The organism is Acinetobacter marinus, assembly GCF_900096915.1.
GTDB classification, from domain to species: Bacteria; Pseudomonadota; Gammaproteobacteria; order Pseudomonadales; family Moraxellaceae; genus Acinetobacter; species Acinetobacter marinus.
The window spans coordinates 178,790-197,669 of sequence record NZ_FMYK01000001.1 but is presented as its reverse complement, the minus strand read 5'-3'; the positions used below and the strand labels follow the sequence as shown (position 1 = coordinate 197,669).

Genomic DNA, 18,880 nt, shown 5'->3' with positions numbered 1-18,880 from the left:
AAATTAATCTGTAAAAGCACATCTGCAAAAATCAGTCATCACGTGTTAAAACTTCCAGTAACTCAATTTCAAAAGTTAAATTAGAATTTGGTGGAATCAGCTTGCCCATTTGACGTTCACCATAGCCCAAATGTGCAGGTACTAGCAACTTCCGCTTACCACCCACTTTCATCGCAGAAATGACACTGTCAGGGTCAATATTCGTACCGAGCATGCCTTGATCCCAGCCTTTGATCACCCGCCCTGTGCCAATCACACATTGAAAAGGTTGTCCACGGTCATGTGATGAGTCAAATTTTGTGCCATCTTCCAGCCACCCTGTATAGTGTGTTTTAATCAACGCACCTTTAACCGCAGCCTTTCCTGTGCCTTCAATTAAATCAATTACTTGTAAGTCTTGCATCAGACATTATCCACGCATTTATCATCATTACTTTTATCTTAAACAACTCAGACATACTTTGTGATGATTTTTATCAAATCCTGCTTGAAATTCACCCGAATAAACCGCATATATAAAGTAACTGAGATGATTCCTTCAGTTTAGGTGATCTGTTCTCCAGGCAGATGACCAAGTTTGCAGTCCATTCCCCTTTTGGACTGCATTTTTTATGCTGATCGAAACGTGACAAGCCCAACCATCCTCAATCATCTTGATTCTCTAACGCATCATTACGCTAAGTACTGCGCCAAATCTGCCACACTATCAATCACCAAGTCTGGCTGTATTTTCGATTCTGCATGGTATTCACTACGATATTTCCCTGTTTTAACCAAGACTGAAAAAATATCCAAACGCTGTGCACCGCCGACATCGCTATCAATATCATCACCGATCAACACTGCTTCACTGGCATCACAGTGTGCACTCGCCAAAACCTGCTTAAAAAAAGTGATATTCGGTTTGCCCATAATCAGTGCAGATTGACTCGACACATATTCAAGTCCAGCAATAAACAAGCCAATATCAACTTTTAGCCCTTGCCGTGTTTGCCAAAATTTATTTTTATGCAAGGCAATCAGTTTGGCACCACGGTTTAAACAGCTAAAAATTTGGTTAAGCAAATCAATCGACCAATCTTTACCAATGTCGCCAATCACCACAAAGTCAGGGCGCTCACTGCTATGTTCAAATGCATCAAAATCGGCGCGGATATGATCATTCACCACCGCCCATATTTTAAGTGGTCGTCCTGAAGATTGTTGTTCTTGTTTTAAGAAAATACGACTGGCTTCTGGGGCACTCAAAATCTCGTCTGTGTTCGCTTCAATGCCTAAACCATTGAGTTGATCCAAAAGCATCTGCTGACTTTTGGTGGTGGTATTGGTCATAAAACGGATCTGAAAATTTTCCTGCCTAAGACGTTGTAATAACTCCAGCGCACCCGAAACTAACACCCCATCGACATGTAAGGTGCCATCAATATCAAAAATAAATAATTTGGTTTCATTGGGAATTCTTTGCATATTGCCCCCTGATGAAGTGCGATATTGTCAAAAATGATCATCAACTGATTTATCTATCTTAATGATATTTTTGATGATTGAGCAAGTTTTAAATCACAATAATTTGTGAAGCATTTCATTCTTTCAGACCATGTTGCTCGACATGCAGACATAAAAAAACTGGGACGGTGCCCAGTTTTTTCGGTGAATTGATTCGATTAACGGTTGTTATTTGAATCGTCTTCGCCACCATCTTGTTGGTCGTTGTCAAAGCCACCCTGACCACCAAAGCCACCGCCTTGACCGCCAGTTGCAGGTGCACCCGCTGGACGTGGATTACGTGCAGGAACAACTGTAGAAATAGCGTGTTTGTAGACCATTTGGCTTACTGTGTTTTTCAGCAAAACCACGTATTGGTCAAAAGACTCAATATGACCTTGTAGTTTAATACCGTTAACCAAGAAGATAGAAACTGGAATACGTTCTTTACGAAGAGAATTTAGGAACGGATCTTGTAAGGTTTGACCTTTAGACATTTTATTACTCCAAAAATAATTTAAATATCAGCGCAAAAAATTTCACCTTCATATTTCACAAAAAATTATAATCAAAGGTGACCCTTCAATTTTGCGCTAAGTGAAGCGCTTTAGCAAGTCCTCATGCCCTTGTGAAAGCGTATAATAATTGTGAAAACTATGGAGATTTTGCAGAGATTTCAACCATGTATATTGACGTTTCGCCAGTTGCCGTGTCGCATATAGCGCTTTTAACTGCATTTCCTCAAAAGAAATGAGATTTGTATCACTTTGTTGCAAATATTCGAGTGCCTGACGATAGCCTACGCTACGCATCGACGGGGTTTCGGCATTCACATCATATTTTTCTATAAGTGCCTTCACCTCATTGAAAAAACCGATTTCCCACATTTGATCCAAACGCAGTGCAATACGTTGATGCAATTCTGCACGATCTGGGACAAGCGCATAATTTTCAAAGTGATATTTATAGTTTTCACGTTTAACCTGTTCAGCTTGCAACTGGGTAATTGGCTGTCCAGTCAGACGATAAACCTCTAAAGCACGGATAATGCGCTGACGATCACTGACTTTGAACTTATCTCCTGCGATCGGATCAACAAGTTGTAATTCTTCAAAGACATGCGCCCAACCATGTTGTGCTGCTTCAGCTTCAATCTCTGCACGTACACTGGCATCGGCGCTCGGTAGATTATCCGCTAAGCCTTCGAGTAAACTCTTGAAATACAACATCGTCCCACCCACCAAGAGTGGAATTTTTCCTTTTGCATGGATTTGATCAATTAAACGCTCTGCATCTTCGACAAACTCGGCTGCCGAATAGACCTGCGTCGGATCAATAATATCAATCAAATGGTGCGGATATTGCCCCTGCTCAGCTTTACTGGGTTTGGCAGTACCAATGTCCATATCACGATAGACCAATGCGGAATCCACCGAAATGATTTCAAACTGACCTGTGTCATACAGCGCACAAGCCAATGCGGTTTTGCCACTGGCTGTAGGTCCCATGAGATTGACCACTGGAAGCGTACTCTGCATATTATTCACCTCGTGCAAAAAGTTTATCCAGTTGATCGAGCGGAAAAGCTCGCCACGTCGGACGTCCGTGATTGCACTGACTGGCAAATTCGGTCTGCTCCATCTGACGCAATAACGCATTCATCTCAGCTAGACTGAGCTGACGATGCGCCCGCACAGCGCCATGACAAGACATGGTGGCGAGCAGATGATCTCGTTTTTGCATCAACACTTGCACGTTGTCATTTGGATCAAGATCGTTAAATAACGCAGGAATCAGCCGATCAAAATTGGCTTTTTGCAAGAATGCAGGCACACCACGTACCAAGACTTGATCATCGCCATACAGGTCAACATCGAGCCCAAGTCGATAGAGTTTATCTTGCAATTGTTCCAAGCGAGTAGCTTGCATGGCAGTGATTTTTACCACTTTTGGAATCAGTAATTGCTGTGATTGCCAATACTGCGGTTGATCCCACGCCTGCTTCATTTGTTGTAATAAAATCCGCTCATGCGCTGCGTGCATATCAACAATGATCAAGCCTTCGATATTCTGCGCCAATATGTAAATACCATGTAATTGCGCAATTGCGATACCGAGTGGATATTCATCACGTGTGGTCTGATAATTAACACCTTGATGATCCGTTTGGTTTTGATTGTCTAATGATGATTCAGCGGGATTTACATTATGCTCACTGTCGTGTTGCTGACGCAGTGGCGCAAGATAACTACTGACGGAATTTGCCACATAATCTTTATTCACACGATTGCTATAACTGTGCGGTTGGCTAACATGTGGCTGATTTTGATGTGGTTGCGTTGACTGTGAGCCTGCATCTAAAGGCGTACTATCATTTTGCAAATTTTGCGCTTGTTGGTGCAAAGATAAATTTTCTTGATAACGTGGCTGACTTGGCGCAAAGCGATCATCACGTTTCATTGCCGTAGACAGTTCGGCACTTGCAGTTTGGAACTGTGATAACACTTGCTTGGCATGATGACGTACAAATTCATGTACTTCACGTTGCGTCAGAAAGCGAATTTCGTGCTTAGTCGGATGCACATTGACATCAATTTCATGCGGATCAATTTCAATAAATAACAAATATGCCGAATGTTGATGACCATGCAAAATCCCATCGTATGCCATGCGCAGTGCATGGCTAATGGTCTTGTCTTTGACGATGCGACCATTGACATAAATATATTGCAAATCCGCCTGCCCACGTGCATCGGAGGGATGACCGAGCCAACCGAGCATATGCAGGTTTTCACTTTGCGCATCAATCCAATAGGCATTTTCCGCAAACTGACGACCAAGTAATTGTAAAACACGCTGATAACGCAGCTCACCACTATCGGCAATCGGTAGGTTCAACCGAATTTGATCATTATGCTCAAGGGTAAAATGCACATCAAAATGCGTCAGCGCCATACGCCGTACAATTTCTTCGATATGCTGATATTCTGTGGAAATCCGCTTTAAAAATTTACGCCGTGCAGGCACATTAAAAAATAAATCTCGCACACGTACATGCGTACCACGACTCATCGCAGTCGCTTCCGCTTGCTCTTGTTGCAAGGCTGCGCCGTTAATTTCGATCTGATAGCCAATACCATCATCACTTTGACTACTGGCAATACTCAGACGAGAAACTGCTGCGATCGACGCCAACGCTTCACCACGAAAGCCCAGACTTTGAATCGCAGACAATTCATCAGCGGATCGCACCTTGCTGGTAGCGTGACGCATCACTGCAAGCGGTAAATCGTCAGCATGAATGCCAAAACCATTATCAATGATTTCGATTAGCGTGGTACCGCCTTGCTCAATACGAATACTCAGGCGTGTTGCACCCGAATCGATGGCATTTTCGAGGAGTTCTTTGACCACCGACGCAGGACGTTCGATCACTTCTCCTGCGGCGATTTGGTTGGCAAGTGCAGCATCTAGCGTCTGAATACGGCGTGTCGACCGCTCACGCATGCTAGTCTGCATTGCTTCCGCCGTCATTTTGCATCACCCTTAAAGCAATGATTCTGTACACTTTGATTTTCGATGCTTTTGTTTTCGATGCTTTGGTCTTGCAAGTTGCGTCCGTTCAGATCATGCTGTATCGCATCAATAATCTGCTGTGGTGCGTGGATAGTGATGTGGCGTATTTCATTGTCATCCGCTGTGAGCTCAATGATGACATCGGGTGTACTGAGCATGCCCTCACCTTTGCTCGGCCATTCGATTAATAACAAACTGTCTTGTTCATCGAGATAATCTCGGATGCCCATCAGTTCTAATTCATAAGGATCTTGCAGACGATACAGATCAAAATGATAGACATTTTTCGAGGCGAGATGATAGGGCTCGACTAAGGTGTAGGTTGGGCTTTTGACAGCGCCTTGATGTCCTAAAGACTGAATCCAGTAGCGAGTCAGCGTGGTTTTCCCTGCGCCCAAATCACCGATCAGAAACACCACACCCGATGCAATCTGCCGTGCCAAAACTTGCGCAAGACCTTGTGAATCATCTTCATTTTGAAGTTGAAATTTTGCCAAAGCGAAATCAGACATAACCGCACATCAATAAACTAAAAACTCATGCGGATCATACCATCAAGTAGTTTGAATCGCATTAGGCGTTTTTAATCAGCCCCATTATTCCTGTCACGATCATGTCAATGGCAATAGTCCCGATCAACAATGCAGATAATCGTCCGACAATATCAAAATAGTGATCGATATATTTGGCGTGGCTATGGCGCAAATTATCATGAAAATATTTCATTAAAATCAAAATAATGCAGGTAATCCCGAGTGTCGCTGCCACCACGGCAATGGTGGTCATCATGCCATGATTAATCCCCGTCACCACAGCCGCACTGATCGTCCCAGGCCCGATCATAAATGGCATTGCCACCGTACCCGCCAAATGCTCAGGCGCACCACGAATCTCACCAATGGTATCTGCGCCATGAAACACATAGCGATAACCAATCACCAAGAAAATAATCCCACCAAAAATCTGAAAAGATTCAAAGCGCACATTTAAGTAACGACTAAAAATCGCTTCACCACCCCACGCAAAGAACAAAAATACAAAAAAGGCGATCAAACTGCCTTGGATCAGCGCTTTACTAAATATTTTAACATCGGTATTTCTGATCATCCCGATCATGTAGATGCTCATCAAAAATGGATTGATCAGCGAGAAAAATAGTGCAAAAGCATGGATATAAGACGTTAGCATTGCGACAGCTCAAACTTGAAGCGAATAAATCGGGAAATCGGATGGCGCAGAATTTTAAAGAAATGTCTTACGTATCACAAGAGAAAACACAGCCAATGACTACACAGAAATGTAAAGCAAGCATGTAAAACGGGCATATAAAATACAAATGTTAAATTAGAAATTTAAGCAATAAAAAAGTGGTGAATGACTCACCACTGTTTAAAAAATCACAGCTTAAATTTGACCAAGCATTTAAAACAACCTATTCATCCCATTCAATGCAGCCACACGATAGGCTTCTGCCATGGTTGGATAGTTGAATGTAGTTTCCGCAAAATATTTCAGTGAGTTGTTCGGACTTTGCATCACCGCTTGCCCAATGTGAATAATTTCTGAGGCATTATTCCCGAAACAGTGAATCCCTAAAATCTCTAAAGTGTCACGGTGGAACAGAATCTTCAACATTCCCACCGTATCACCTGTGATTTGTGCACGTGCCAAATGACGGAAGAATGATTGCCCCACTTCATAAGGAATTTTTTCATCGGTCAGTTGTTGTTCACTTTTACCAATCGAGGAAATCTCAGGAATGGTGTAAATCCCCGTTGGAATATCGGTCACAGGTTTCACATTTTTTTCACCGACCATATTCGCACCTGCACAGCGCCCTTGGTCATATGCCGCCGAAGCGAGTGACGGCCAACCGATCACATCGCCTGCTGCATAGATATTTTCCACTTCGGTTTGATACTGATCATTTACCGCAAGCTGACCACGACTGTTTGGTTGTAGTCCGACATTTTCTAGTCCCAAACCATCGGTATTACCAGATCGACCATTACACCACAAGATCGCATCGGCTTTGATTTTTTTACCACTGAGCAGATGCAATACCACGTGATCATCATAGGTTTCGAGTTTATCAATTTGCTCATTGTGGCGAATCAATACACCTAACTCACGCAAGTAATAAGACAAGGCATCAGAAATCTCATCATCGAGATAACTCAATAATTTTTCTTGGGTATTAATCAAATCAACTTTATTTTCAAGCCCGACGAAGATCGAAGCATATTCACAGCCGATCACACCCGCACCATAAATAATAATTTTTTGAATGTGATAATCCAAATCCAAAATCTTGTCTGAATCAAATACACGCGGATGATTAAAGTCCAAACCTGCAGGTTGATACGGACGGCTCCCTGTTGCAATGACGATTTGCTTACAGATCAACGTTTCTTTGATGCCTTCTTGGCTAAACACCAAAATCGTATTTTGATCCTGTACATAGGCACGCCCATGAAAAATATCGATCTTATTACGATCATAAAAACGGCTATGGGTTTCAACTTGTTGCTGGATCACTTTATGTGCATTGCGCAAAATCTGTTTCATGGTGAATTGTTTCCATTCACCTGCTTTTTGAAACAATGAATCACGCTGGTAGCGGATGATACTCGACACGGTTTGACGTAGCGCTTTACTTGGAATAGTACCAACATGGGTACAGTTACCACCGAGTTGCTCACGAATGTCGACAATAGCGACCCGTTTGCCAGACTTTGACAGCTTCATCGCCGCACCTTCACCAGCAGGTCCTGAACCAAGGACCACAGCATCATATTTACTAAAGTTCGTGCTGGATAATTCTTTCTTGCGTGCTGGCATTCAAAGCTCCTTTTACCATAATCGAAACGACAACTGATATACGAACAATCATATCAAGTCAGCGATGAATGACAATATTTGAGTCATTGCTGATCTTGAATCCTGACAACGGATTTGATTGCGTTATCATAAAGTTGAATAATATTATGCCTGAAATCATGTTAAAACTCTGCATCAAACACTTATCGTTTTGGTGATGACGTCATTTCGTATATGAATAGCAAAGGGCTAATTTTTCATTGTGAAATTCGTTATAATATTCGCCTATCTGTAATTCTTGAGGAATAGAGAGCATTATGTCTGCAAACCGTAAGCCTGAACAGGGTGTCAAACTTCGTGGCGCTGAGAAAGTTGCTAGAATTCCTGTGAAAGTCGTCCCTACGGTTGAAGTGCCTCGTAAACCAGACTGGATTCGTGTCAAAATGACTGCACCTGAAGAAGTGCAGCGTATCAAAACCACGCTTCGTGCGCAAAAATTACATACTGTCTGTGAAGAAGCTGCCTGCCCGAATTTACCCGAATGTTTTGGTGGCGGTACAGCGACCTTTATGATTATGGGTGATATTTGTACCCGTCGTTGCCCATTTTGTGATGTGGCGCATGGTCGCCCGAATGCACTCGATGCTGATGAACCTCGTCATATGGCTGAAACGATTTCTAATCTCGGCTTAAAATATGCGGTCATTACCTCTGTCGATCGTGATGACTTGGTCGATGGTGGCGCACAGCATTTTGTTGATTGTATTCGTGAAGCACGTCAGCTCAGCCCAAATACTTTATTAGAGATTTTGGTGCCTGATTTTCGTGGACGTATAGACGTTGCACTACGCATTATGACCGAGTGTCCACCTGATGTGTTTAACCACAATATTGAAACAGTACCTCGTTTATACAAGGCTATGCGTCCAGGCTCAGACTATCAACACTCTTTAAATCTACTCAAAATGTTTAAAGAATATTGTCCAGATGTGCCAACCAAATGCGGTTTGATGGTGGGTATTGGCGAGACTGAGCAAGAAGTCATTGCCCTGCTGGATGACTTACATGCGCATGGTGTGGACTATGTAACCATTGGTCAATATCTACAGCCATCAAAACAACACGCTCCGATCGATCGTTTTGTGACACCAGAAGAATTTGAGCGCTATGCTGAGCATGGTCGCAAACTCGGCTTTCGTAATATTTGGTCTGCGCCAATGGTGCGTTCTAGCTACTTTGCAGATCGTCAATATCATGGCGAACCTGTACCAGGAGTACGCCGTAAAGTTGCGCCTGAAAAGAAAATTAATGTGCTTGCGGTAGAAGCATAAGCGTCTCTAAATTTTAAAATTTCAATTTGAAAATTTAATTTAAAAACCTAAATTTTCACATCTAAACAAAAAGGGCTTTATCCAATTAAGCCCTTTTTGCATGATGCGATAAAGCCATCATGTTTGATTTCTGTAGATCACTACTTGAACAGATAAATATTAAAACAAATCAATACGTTGACCATTCAATTATGGCGTCACAATATTGAATAAATATTCAAACTCATCCAGCATGCCAAATAATGCTGACACCTGTTTCAAATCACCTTGATGTTTGATTTTCCCCTCTTGCATCAGTTCAGCAAAGGTTTTTTGTTTCATCAAAATCATATTCAAATCACTGCGATTCATGGTCAATGTCAGATCAGCATCTGCTTCTTGACGATCTGCGGTGACATTGAGGTGTGAGTTTTTCAGCTCAATGGCAACTTTTTCTTTGCGATCTGGCAAATCGAGATTGATTTTGAACTGCTTACCTTTGGCACGTTCTGCATCTAAGCGTACTCCCATGTAGTCGAATAATAGCTCGGTATCCATCGCTCGGAGCAAATCTGGACCTGCTTTGGTATTTTGCGCCGTATTTTGCAAACCGTGGCGTAACTCATGCGCCGCCGAAAGATAAGCGTTGCGCCACCCTGCTGTTTCAGACTGATAACCGAGTTGTTCGAGTGCGTCGGCTTGCAATGCTTTGGCTTTAACATTGTTTGGATCAGCAAAGACTAAATGATTGACCAATTCAGCAACCCAACGATATTCACCTTGATCATACGCCGTTTGTGCTTTGTTCAATAATGCTTCGCTACCGCCAGCCAACGCAACATAGCGTTTGCCTGCATCATCTGGACTGAGCTTATTCAGCGTTGCAGGATTCATATCGAAGAAGCCGATGTATTTATTCACCACACCACGCACATTGTGACTCACAGAACCATGATAGCCACGGTTATACCACTCTTGAGATAACACTTCTGGCACGGTAATTTCGTTGTGTATTTCATTGATCGTCACACCACTATTGGCAAGATGCAGGCTTTGATCATGCAAATAGCCATACATATCACGTTGTTTTTCCATGAAATCAACGATGTTTTGATTGCCCCAACGTGGCCAATGATGCGATGCCATCAGCACTTCGGCTTTTACCCCAAATTGCTGTAAAGCCTGATTAATACTTTTACTCCACATCGATGCATCACGGGCTTCTGCACCACGAATGGTATAGATGTTGTGCATGCCTGCAACGGTGTTTTCCGCCATCCATAAGGTTTTGAATTGTGGGAACCATGTATTCATTTCCGATGGTGATTCGGTATTCGGCGTGTTTTGGAACACCATTTCCACACCATCAATGGTCAGGGTTTCTTCATCTTTTTCAACAATATAATTCGGTGCGATCAATCCAACCAAACCAAATGGAACGCCTTTACCCAGTGCACCATCGACTGCACCTCGTTCGCCTTTCGGCAGTAAGATGCCATATTGGTAGGATGCACGGCGTTGCATGGCATTGCCCGCAAGGACACTTTCTTTGACCACATGTTCCATAAAGTCACGTGGGGCAATGAGTTTAACCTCTCCACTTTTCACTTGTTCTTCGCTAATAATGCCTTTGACACCACCAAAATGATCAACATGCGCATGGCTAAACACCACAGCCTTGATTGGACGCTCACCTAATTGCTCAGTGACCAATTGATGCGCTGCTTTTGCTGTTTCTGGCACGGTCAACGGATCAAAGACAATCCAACCTGTATCACCTTGGATATAGGTAATATTGGTCAAATCAAACCCACGCACTTGATAAATACGATCGGTGACTTTGAACAAGCCATAATTCATATTGAGCTGTGCTTGGCGGTATAGGCTTGGATTAATACTTGGAGTAAATTGATTTTTCTCTAAAAAATCAAACTCGCCAAGATCCCAAATCACTTCGCCTTTGGCATTTTTAATTTGCTTGCTTTTCGGTTTGGCAATCAGCCCTTTACTGGCAAATTCAAAATCCTGACGATCACTAAATGGTAACTCACTCAGCAAGGCTTGATTGTGTGCTGTGGTGTATTTCGTCGCTGGTTTGCTTTCTAGTGTTGTGTCTGCGTTTGCCACTTGCATTGCTAAAATCGCAGACATGACGATGCCTAATCGTGTTTTGATCATCCTTAAAGTCCTTTTCTAGGTCAGTATTTAAATCGGTTTTTCGTTACTTGTGGCACTGCATTGTAGTGCCAATTTTAAAAGTTAAACTTGGCTAAGCTCACCTGCCAAATCACCCGTTCCTGTGAGTGCCGACACTTGTCCGTCTAACGGCGCACTAAACTGGATCCGCTTGATCTGCCCTGCACGTTCTTCAGAAAACACAGGGATTTGGCTCATGGCAAATTCAGACAATGCAGTAATGGTCAGTGATGGATTGACCCCCAAGTTGCCTGGGATAATTGAACCATCGAGCACTCGTAGATTCTGATAACCAAATACTTCACCCGTTTGATCAATGACGCCATTTGATTTGTCTGTACCAATCGCCACACCACTCATGATGTGTGCGGTCATCGGTGTGCCTAAAAGAATTTCTGTGAGCGCTGAACCTGCTTCCCCGCCCAATTTATCAGCAAAAGATCGGGTTGCTTTTTCCGCTGATGGAAAAGATACAGTCAGTGGCGTGTCATCGGCTTTTTGTACCGCAGTGATGCCGTTGCGGAACAATCGATACCATTTACGGCGCCATTCAAGATGAATAAAAGCCTCTGACTTTTGCATCACCAAGAATAAAATTGAATTGCGTGCTTTGCCTTTTGGACGCAGCATTTTGAAGGTTTTTAGCGGGTGCAATAAGGTATTGAAAATAAACTTCATGATTCGCACAGCGCCTTGCCCTGTAACCATTGGCACATAAGGCACATAGAGCCACGTGCCGTCCGAGCCTTCACGGAAGCGGTTGACTTCCATATTAGTATTGGCATCGACCGAGATGAACGAACTGATCGCCACACCATCATCGACTTTTTCACGGGTATCATTTGCTGTGGTCAATGTTTCAGAGTTGGTACGAATCTGTTGACCGAGCAGTTTAGACATATTGGGCAAAGTCTTGGCTTGATCACGCATTTTCAGTAATAATGGCACCGTGCCCATCACGCCAGCAGAAACCACCACGCCACGGCTTTTTACAGTGTATGTCCGAGTGCCAGATGCAGTGGTTTCTTTGACATGTACTTCATAGCCAGCGCTACCATCGGCATTGAGCGGGACAATTTTTAACACTTCAGAACTTGGGCGAATCTCCACACCGTTACGCTCAGCAAAATACAAATAATTTTTCATCAACGTATTTTTAGAGTTGTAACGACAGCCGATGATACAGTTACCACAATATTGGCAAGTTTGACGGTCGGGACCATCGCCGTTGAAATATGGATCTTTCACCGTTTTGGCACGTGCACCATCCGCCTGCGGAAAGAACACACCCGTTGCTACTGTTTTATAGCTACTACCATGTCCCATTTCTTCAGCGACTTGCTTTAAGGTCTCATCAGCGATATTGGTATAAGAATTCTTGGCTGTACCAAGCATACGCTGCGCCAGTGAATAATAAGGCAATAACGCATCTTTCCAGTCAGTACGAATCTTCGACCATGCAGGTGATTGAAATACCTCATCATCAGGAATGAAATGCACATTGGCATAAATCTGTGAACCACCACCGACACCAACGCCGTGTACCACCGTCACTTTATTGGTAAAGCTCATCTGCAAAGTGCCTTTGAGACCAAGCTCAGGTGCCCAAAGATAGTTTTTGGTATCGAGGTTGGTTTTTGGAAAATCCTCATCTTTACGTCTTAAACCTTTTTCCAAGACGAGGACTTTATTGCCTTTTTCACTCAAGCGTAATGCACTGACTGAACCACCAAAACCTGAACCAATAATGATTTGATCAAAATCAAACTGTGTTGTATTCATTGTATTTACTCCATTAAATATAATGACAAAGTACATCTATTGTCATTACTTTTTCATCCCTAAATCGATAATCACTTGCCAATCGTGACGCCGACTGGCGTTTTTAAACTTGCTTTACATTGTGAGTTGAATGCTTGTGATTTAAATGCTTATGATTTCATTTTGGTCAGGAAATTCAGCATTCGTGTGGCAAAATTACCATACGGTGGCGCGAGGAATTTCATGCTAGAAAAACCTGCTTGATAAAATACTGGGCGCATTTTGGAGAAGGTTAAAAAGCCTTCATAACCATGATAATGCCCCATACCACTAGCCCCCACACCACCAAATGGCAAATCATGTTGACCGACATGGAATAGCGCATCATTGACACAGACCCCACCAGACATGACACGATTGAGATAATAGTCAATCAATGCTTGATTATTACTAAATGGATAAAACGCCAAAGGACGATCACGCTTTGCAATATAGTCGACCACTTGCTTCGGATCCTCGTAGGTTTTCACCATCAAGATCGGTCCAAAAGTCTCACGGGTATCAATGTCCATGTTGTCATTACTATTTAAGATCATGGTCAACGGAAATTTTCGGGTCGTTGCGTCTGCTTCTTGCTGATTCAGATTGACCACCATGGCACCTTGTGCTTTGGCCTGTGCAACACACTGCACAAGTCGATCGAAGGAACGCCCATCAATGATCGAGGTATAATCTACACTATGAATATCAGGCACGTGTTGTTTCACCCAGCGATGTGCAGCATCGATAAAGGCTTGACGCTGAGATTCATGCACAAACACATAATCGACATTGGTACAAATCTGCCCAGCATTAAATTGCTTGACGAACATGATGCGTTCCACGGCTTTTTCCAGTGGATACTCAGGATCGATCACCGCAGGTGACTTCCCGCCAAGCTCAAGCGTGACTGGGGTGAGGTTTGGCACCGCAGCTGCCATGACCTTACGACCTGTAGCGCCAGAGCCTGTAAACATCAAATGATCAAAAGGTAATTTTGAGAATGCGATGCCGACTTCACCAGTCTCATCAAAGATTTTTAATTTTTCAGCACTAAAATATTTCGGTGTGATTTCTATCAGCAATTTTGCAAGATGACGTGAATTTTCAGACAACTTGACCATGGCACGGTTGCCAGCGGCAAACACTGCGGATAGTTGTGAGAACATCAAATTGACAGGGAAATTCCACGGTACAATTAAGCCTATTACGCCAAGTGGCTGTGGAATGACACGGTTTTTCGCACCAAAATACATGCTTTGATCGACTTTGCGCTTTTGCACTTTCATCCATTTTTTAAGATGTTTTAAGCTGCCATTAATATCATCTGTAGATGTAATAATTTCTGCTAGGAGCGTTTCGTGACGTGAGCGATTGCCATAGTCTTGGTTGATCGCTTCGATCAACTCTTCACGATGGTTATTAATCATCGCCTTGAGATTGAGCAAATGCTGTTTGCGAATCGCATAGGTTTCGATACCGTCAGTGTGTGCGCTGGCTTTTTGTAGATGCAGACAATGCTGTAATTCTTGTTCGATCGTGGTTGGTTCAAAAATAGCTTGCATGATTTCACCTTATCCCGACTGGGCTGTCCTTAACCTGTCTTAAATAACAGTCTCTAAAATGGGTATTTCAAGACCTTTTCCTGAGTTAACTTTAACAAATCACTTGAAAGTTGCTTGATATTTTAGGACACTAGGTTGATATTTTAGGACAACTGGATGGTTGAGATGGCAAGCTATATCCGAGCAGCGAGTCTTGGTGGTTTTGAAGACTTAGTGCGTAGTTTTGGAATCAACCCAATGGATGTGATGCGTGAAGTCGGCATATTGCCTGCATTGCTCCGTGATCCAGACTCATTTATTAATTATGAGCATTATCTTGATTTACTCGAAGTGGCGGCTAAACATTGTGATGCGCCATGTTTTGGTTTGAATTTGGCTGCTAAACAAAATATTCAAACCATTGGCTTGATCGGCGTCTATATGTCTCGACAAGACACCGTATTGCAGGCATTAAATGTAGCGCAAAAATATGTCTACTTGCATGCAGATGGCATTATGTTTCAGGTGACCCAGCTGGATGATCAACTGTGTGAGCTGAACTTTATTCGCTTAAATGAGAATGACACAATACTGCCTCAAAAAGCACAGCTATCTATCGGGTTGATTTTTAATATTTTTAAGGACTTGATCGGTCCAACTTGGCAAGCCAAACAAATTAAACTCAAACAAAAACAACCTGATGTAACGACCACGCAAATATTTCGCAATACATTTAACTGTCAGGTTGAGTTTGAAGCAGATCGAGATGCGCTGTACTTTCCTGCAAAACTGCTCAAGGCTCGTCCATATCATTTTCAAGAGGAATTGGTCGATCGCTTGATCGTACAACAACTCGAAACACAGCGTTTGAAAAAACAAGATACCGAGGTGCAATTGATCGAAAGTACCATCAAAATGTTGCTTGCTACTGGCGATTGTAGTATCGAAAATACAGCGCTATGTATGGGCATACATCCCAAAAAACTTCAGCGTATATTAAAAGATCAAGGCACCTCTTATCGGAATGTGCTCGAAGCGGTACGCAAAGCAGAAACCTTACGCATCATGAATCATCATCAAGATATTCATCTGACCGATCTAGCTTTACAGCTTGGTTATGCAGAATTGTCAATTTTTAGCCGAAAATTCAAATCATGGTTTGGCATGACACCGTCGGAATGGCGTATTGCACATTTCAGCTAAAAGATTTGTGCAATGTATTTTGCATCTGGCATATTGCATTATTTGGCGGTAGTTTTCAGTGTTTTGACCAGACGAAAGCCAATACTAATCCCCCGATAGTCTGCGGGATAGGATTTGCGGAAGGCACTAGTCCAACCATCTGCGGTAATATGCCAACTGCCACCTTTGACCACTTTTTCTGTGCCTTTAAGAACTTGCGGATTGTCTAATACCGCTGTTGATGGACTCCCTGAGAAGCGCTCCTCGACAGATACGAATCCATCGGCAACCCATTCCCACACATTGCCATGCATATCGTACAAGCCCCAAGGATTTGGTCGTTTTTGACCGACAGGATGTGAGCCTCCCGTGCGAAAATCCTCGCCGTACCACGCATAGTGCTTGAGTTGATCTTGATCATTGCCAAATGAATAGGGTGTGTTGGTGCCTGCTTTGGCAGCGTATTCCCATTCCGCCTCTGTTGGCAGTCGATAGCTATGTTGCGGATCGAGTTTATTCAACTTTTCGATAAATCTCTGTGCATCATTCCATGACACCGTCGCAGGATGATCAGGCTTGGTGATCCGTTCTTTCATCCCAGGCAAGTTGTAAAAAGAATTTGATCGATCAAGATCGAATGAACTACTGCCCATGACAGCTTGCCACTGTGCTTGAGTCACTTCATATTTCGACAGATAAAAGTCATCAGTTATATTGACCTGTTGCTGTGGGCTATCAGCTTCGCCCATCTGAAAACTGCCCGCCTTGATCAGTACAAAGTCTTGATTGGCAATCACTTGTTGTGATCCGTCCTGCTGTGATGAACTCAGCGCTTGCACCGATTGTTCTGCCTCCAAGGCTTGATCCTGTTTGACTTGTGCTGTGGACTGCGTAGAAGGTTGTTCGCTATTGCCTTGCTTGCTACACCCCATGATCAATAATAGTGTGCACAAGGTCATCATGATTTGCCGTGTATGGCGTGCATCGTACTGATAAGACATGTTGTTCGCTCCTTGCATTGTTTGACTCGCAGCCTTTATCAATGTGACTCAAGCGGCATTATAGATACCGACACTTTGCTGAATATGTTGCGTCGGCTGATCGATCAAGTCACAAATGAAATCTACCAATGCCTGTTTTGAAGTTTCCATACCTGTAAAGGCTTCACCTTTTTGGCTCAATACTACCTTAGAATTTGGCGCATGAACAAACCAACCTGGTCGCACCAAGGTGTAATCTAATCCTGAAGACTCCACCACATCCGCCAAAGCACGATACGGTTTCAGTGCGGGATTATTTTGCAGATTTTGTGCTGGTGTGGTCACTTCATTATATATGCCCATGGATGTAATGAAAATTAGCCGTTTTACGCCTTCTTTTTGCATGGCATTGACGATATTTTGTGTTTGTTGTCCCAAGTCATGACCACTGAGATTGGCATAGACCACATCAATATCAATCATCGCCTGTTCAAGCTGGGCTGTATCATTGACATCCGCCTGAATCACATCGACGTGATGGTGTTCGATGGCATGTTGACAGTATAAACGCTGTGGCTGACGGCAATATAAGAACAAATGATGTGTTTGATCATTCACTAAGTGCTGGTTTAACAATTGCGCATTTAATAGTTGTGCTGTGACCAGTTGTGCAATCTGACCTGTTGCACCGAGGATGAGAATATTGGACATGATATTTCCTAAAAAATGTATTGATTTTCTTCAATTTTCATAAGGTTTAAAAATTAGACATCACTAGGCTTAATCAAACTTTTCATCCAGTGCAAGGAGTTCTTTGGATAGGCGTTCACCTTGGACTTCAATACTGTCGAGAATGTCTTGAATCTCTGCCAACTCTTGCGTGGATAAACTGACCTCAGCAGAACCAATATTGTCACTCAAATATTGCGCTTGATCGATCCCTGGTACAGGCACGATAAATGGCTTTTGTGCAAGTAACCATGCCAAAGCAATCTTTGCCGTGCTCACTTGTTTGCGTGCGGCAATATCATTGATGCGTTCTACCAATGGCATATTGGCTTGCATGGCTTCTTTGGTAAAACGTGGGAAAGTCGCACGCAAGTCGGTCTTTGGATCAAATGTGGTATTTGGGTCAATTTTCCCTGTCAAAAAGCCAGTACCTAAAGGTCCCCAAGGCACAAAACCAATGCCGAGTTCTTCACAGGTTGGAATAACCTGCGCCTCAGGCTCACGTGTCCAGAGTGAATATTGATTTTGTACCGCAGTGACTGGAAATACCGCATGCGCACGGCGGATGGTCTCGGCATTGGCTTGAGAAAGTCCAAAATGCTTGACTTTACCCGCATCAACCAAGTCCTTGATCACACCTGCGACCTCTTCGATCGGTACATTCGGGTCGACACGGTGCTGATAAAACAGGTCGATATAATCGGTTTGCAAACGTTTTAGCGATTCATCACACACTTTGCGGATGTGTTCAGGACGACTATTCACACCAGTATCAGAGATCATGCCAAACTTTGTGGCAATGATGACGTTTTGACGCATCGGTTTCAGCGCCTCGCCGACCAATTCTTCATTGGTAAAAGGCCCATAGGCTTCGGCAGTGTCAAAGAAGGTAATGCCTTGATCATAAGCAGCACGAATCAGATCGATACCAAAGGCGGTAGACTGTGTTTGACCTAAGCCAAAGCTCAGTCCCATACAGCCCATACCGATCGCAGAAACTTCAAGTTGACCGAGTTGACGTGTTTTCATGTGTTTATCCTTTTAATCGCTATACAACAGCGTAATGTGCTTGATGAAATAATTCTAAATAAAATTCTTTGCTGGATTAAGTCAGACATTTCGCAAAGACTTATCTAAATCATTCATCAATGAGCAAGTTTATTTATAATCATGGCAATCAACTATTATTTTATTCATATATTCAGCAAGTTAAATCGGTTTTTATTATTTTAAAATTTACCTAAATACGCTACTTTTC

The 18,880-nt window shown here is 43.0% G+C and carries 14 protein-coding genes and 2 pseudogenes; 2 read left to right on the top strand and 14 right to left on the bottom strand.

Features of this window, described 5'->3' with window-relative positions:
* Positions 1-31: 31 nt before the first annotated feature.
* The 8 genes and pseudogenes from BLQ60_RS00910 to sthA form a co-directional block, all read right to left on the bottom strand.
* Positions 32-403, bottom strand: a complete 372-nt coding sequence (locus BLQ60_RS00910) for an FKBP-type peptidyl-prolyl cis-trans isomerase (protein WP_378235130.1) — start codon at positions 401-403, stop codon at positions 32-34.
* A gap of 269 nt (positions 404-672) precedes the next feature.
* Positions 673-1,467, bottom strand: a complete 795-nt coding sequence (locus tag BLQ60_RS00905; protein WP_092614657.1) for a TIGR01458 family HAD-type hydrolase — start codon at positions 1,465-1,467, stop codon at positions 673-675.
* 227 nt (positions 1,468-1,694) lie between these two features.
* A pseudogene (gene hfq, locus BLQ60_RS00900) lies at positions 1,695-1,982 on the bottom strand (RNA chaperone Hfq); the annotation flags it as partial.
* Between the two features lie 96 nt (positions 1,983-2,078).
* A complete protein-coding gene (miaA, locus tag BLQ60_RS00895) occupies positions 2,079-3,023 on the bottom strand; it encodes a tRNA (adenosine(37)-N6)-dimethylallyltransferase MiaA (RefSeq protein ID WP_092614655.1) in 945 nt (314 codons plus the stop codon).
* Position 3,024: 1 nt separating this feature from the next.
* Entirely contained in the window at positions 3,025-4,992 is a 1,968-nt protein-coding gene (gene mutL / locus BLQ60_RS00890; RefSeq protein WP_092615946.1) for a DNA mismatch repair endonuclease MutL, read from the bottom strand.
* 110 nt (positions 4,993-5,102) lie between these two features.
* A pseudogene (gene tsaE / locus BLQ60_RS00885) lies at positions 5,103-5,573 on the bottom strand (tRNA (adenosine(37)-N6)-threonylcarbamoyltransferase complex ATPase subunit type 1 TsaE); the annotation flags it as partial.
* A 61-nt stretch (positions 5,574-5,634) separates the two neighbouring features.
* Positions 5,635-6,249, bottom strand: coding sequence for a MarC family protein (locus tag BLQ60_RS00880; protein WP_092614649.1), 615 nt, complete (start codon positions 6,247-6,249; stop codon positions 5,635-5,637).
* A 234-nt stretch (positions 6,250-6,483) separates the two neighbouring features.
* Positions 6,484-7,902: a Si-specific NAD(P)(+) transhydrogenase gene (gene sthA / locus BLQ60_RS00875; protein ID WP_092614646.1), complete on the bottom strand. Its 1,419-nt coding sequence runs from the start codon at positions 7,900-7,902 to the stop codon at positions 6,484-6,486.
* A gap of 296 nt (positions 7,903-8,198) precedes the next feature.
* Here sthA and lipA point away from each other — a divergent pair, with 296 nt between their 5' ends.
* The gene (lipA, locus tag BLQ60_RS00870; protein WP_092614643.1) at positions 8,199-9,212 is read left to right on the top strand and encodes a lipoyl synthase; all 1,014 of its coding nucleotides are present in this window, start codon (positions 8,199-8,201) and stop codon (positions 9,210-9,212) included.
* 189 nt (positions 9,213-9,401) lie between these two features.
* Here lipA and BLQ60_RS00865 read toward each other — a convergent pair whose 3' ends face one another.
* From BLQ60_RS00865 to BLQ60_RS00855, 3 genes are all read right to left on the bottom strand, one after another.
* Positions 9,402-11,369 (bottom strand): alkyl/aryl-sulfatase, encoded by a 1,968-nt coding sequence (locus BLQ60_RS00865; RefSeq protein ID WP_092614640.1) that lies wholly within the window; start codon positions 11,367-11,369, stop codon positions 9,402-9,404.
* 81 nt (positions 11,370-11,450) lie between these two features.
* Complete coding sequence (locus BLQ60_RS00860; protein ID WP_092614637.1) at positions 11,451-13,169, bottom strand: GMC family oxidoreductase; 1,719 nt, start codon at positions 13,167-13,169, stop codon at positions 11,451-11,453.
* A 149-nt stretch (positions 13,170-13,318) separates the two neighbouring features.
* Positions 13,319-14,752 carry a coniferyl aldehyde dehydrogenase gene (locus BLQ60_RS00855; protein WP_092614634.1) on the bottom strand — a complete coding sequence of 478 codons (1,434 nt, stop codon included), beginning with the start codon at positions 14,750-14,752 and terminating at the stop codon, positions 13,319-13,321.
* Between the two features lie 156 nt (positions 14,753-14,908).
* Here BLQ60_RS00855 and BLQ60_RS00850 point away from each other — a divergent pair, with 156 nt between their 5' ends.
* Positions 14,909-15,934, top strand: coding sequence for an AraC family transcriptional regulator (locus BLQ60_RS00850; protein WP_244515924.1), 1,026 nt, complete (start codon positions 14,909-14,911; stop codon positions 15,932-15,934).
* A gap of 38 nt (positions 15,935-15,972) precedes the next feature.
* Here BLQ60_RS00850 and BLQ60_RS00845 read toward each other — a convergent pair whose 3' ends face one another.
* The 3 genes from BLQ60_RS00845 to BLQ60_RS00835 all read right to left on the bottom strand — a co-directional run bounded on the left by BLQ60_RS00845 (position 15,973) and on the right by BLQ60_RS00835 (position 18,651).
* A complete protein-coding gene (locus BLQ60_RS00845) occupies positions 15,973-16,914 on the bottom strand; it encodes a formylglycine-generating enzyme family protein (RefSeq protein ID WP_213030452.1) in 942 nt (313 codons plus the stop codon).
* A gap of 48 nt (positions 16,915-16,962) precedes the next feature.
* A complete protein-coding gene (locus tag BLQ60_RS00840; RefSeq protein ID WP_092614631.1) occupies positions 16,963-17,604 on the bottom strand; it encodes an NAD(P)H-binding protein in 642 nt (213 codons plus the stop codon).
* A 69-nt stretch (positions 17,605-17,673) separates the two neighbouring features.
* Entirely contained in the window at positions 17,674-18,651 is a 978-nt protein-coding gene (locus tag BLQ60_RS00835; protein ID WP_092614628.1) for an aldo/keto reductase, read from the bottom strand.
* Between the last annotated feature and the right edge of the window lie 229 nt (positions 18,652-18,880).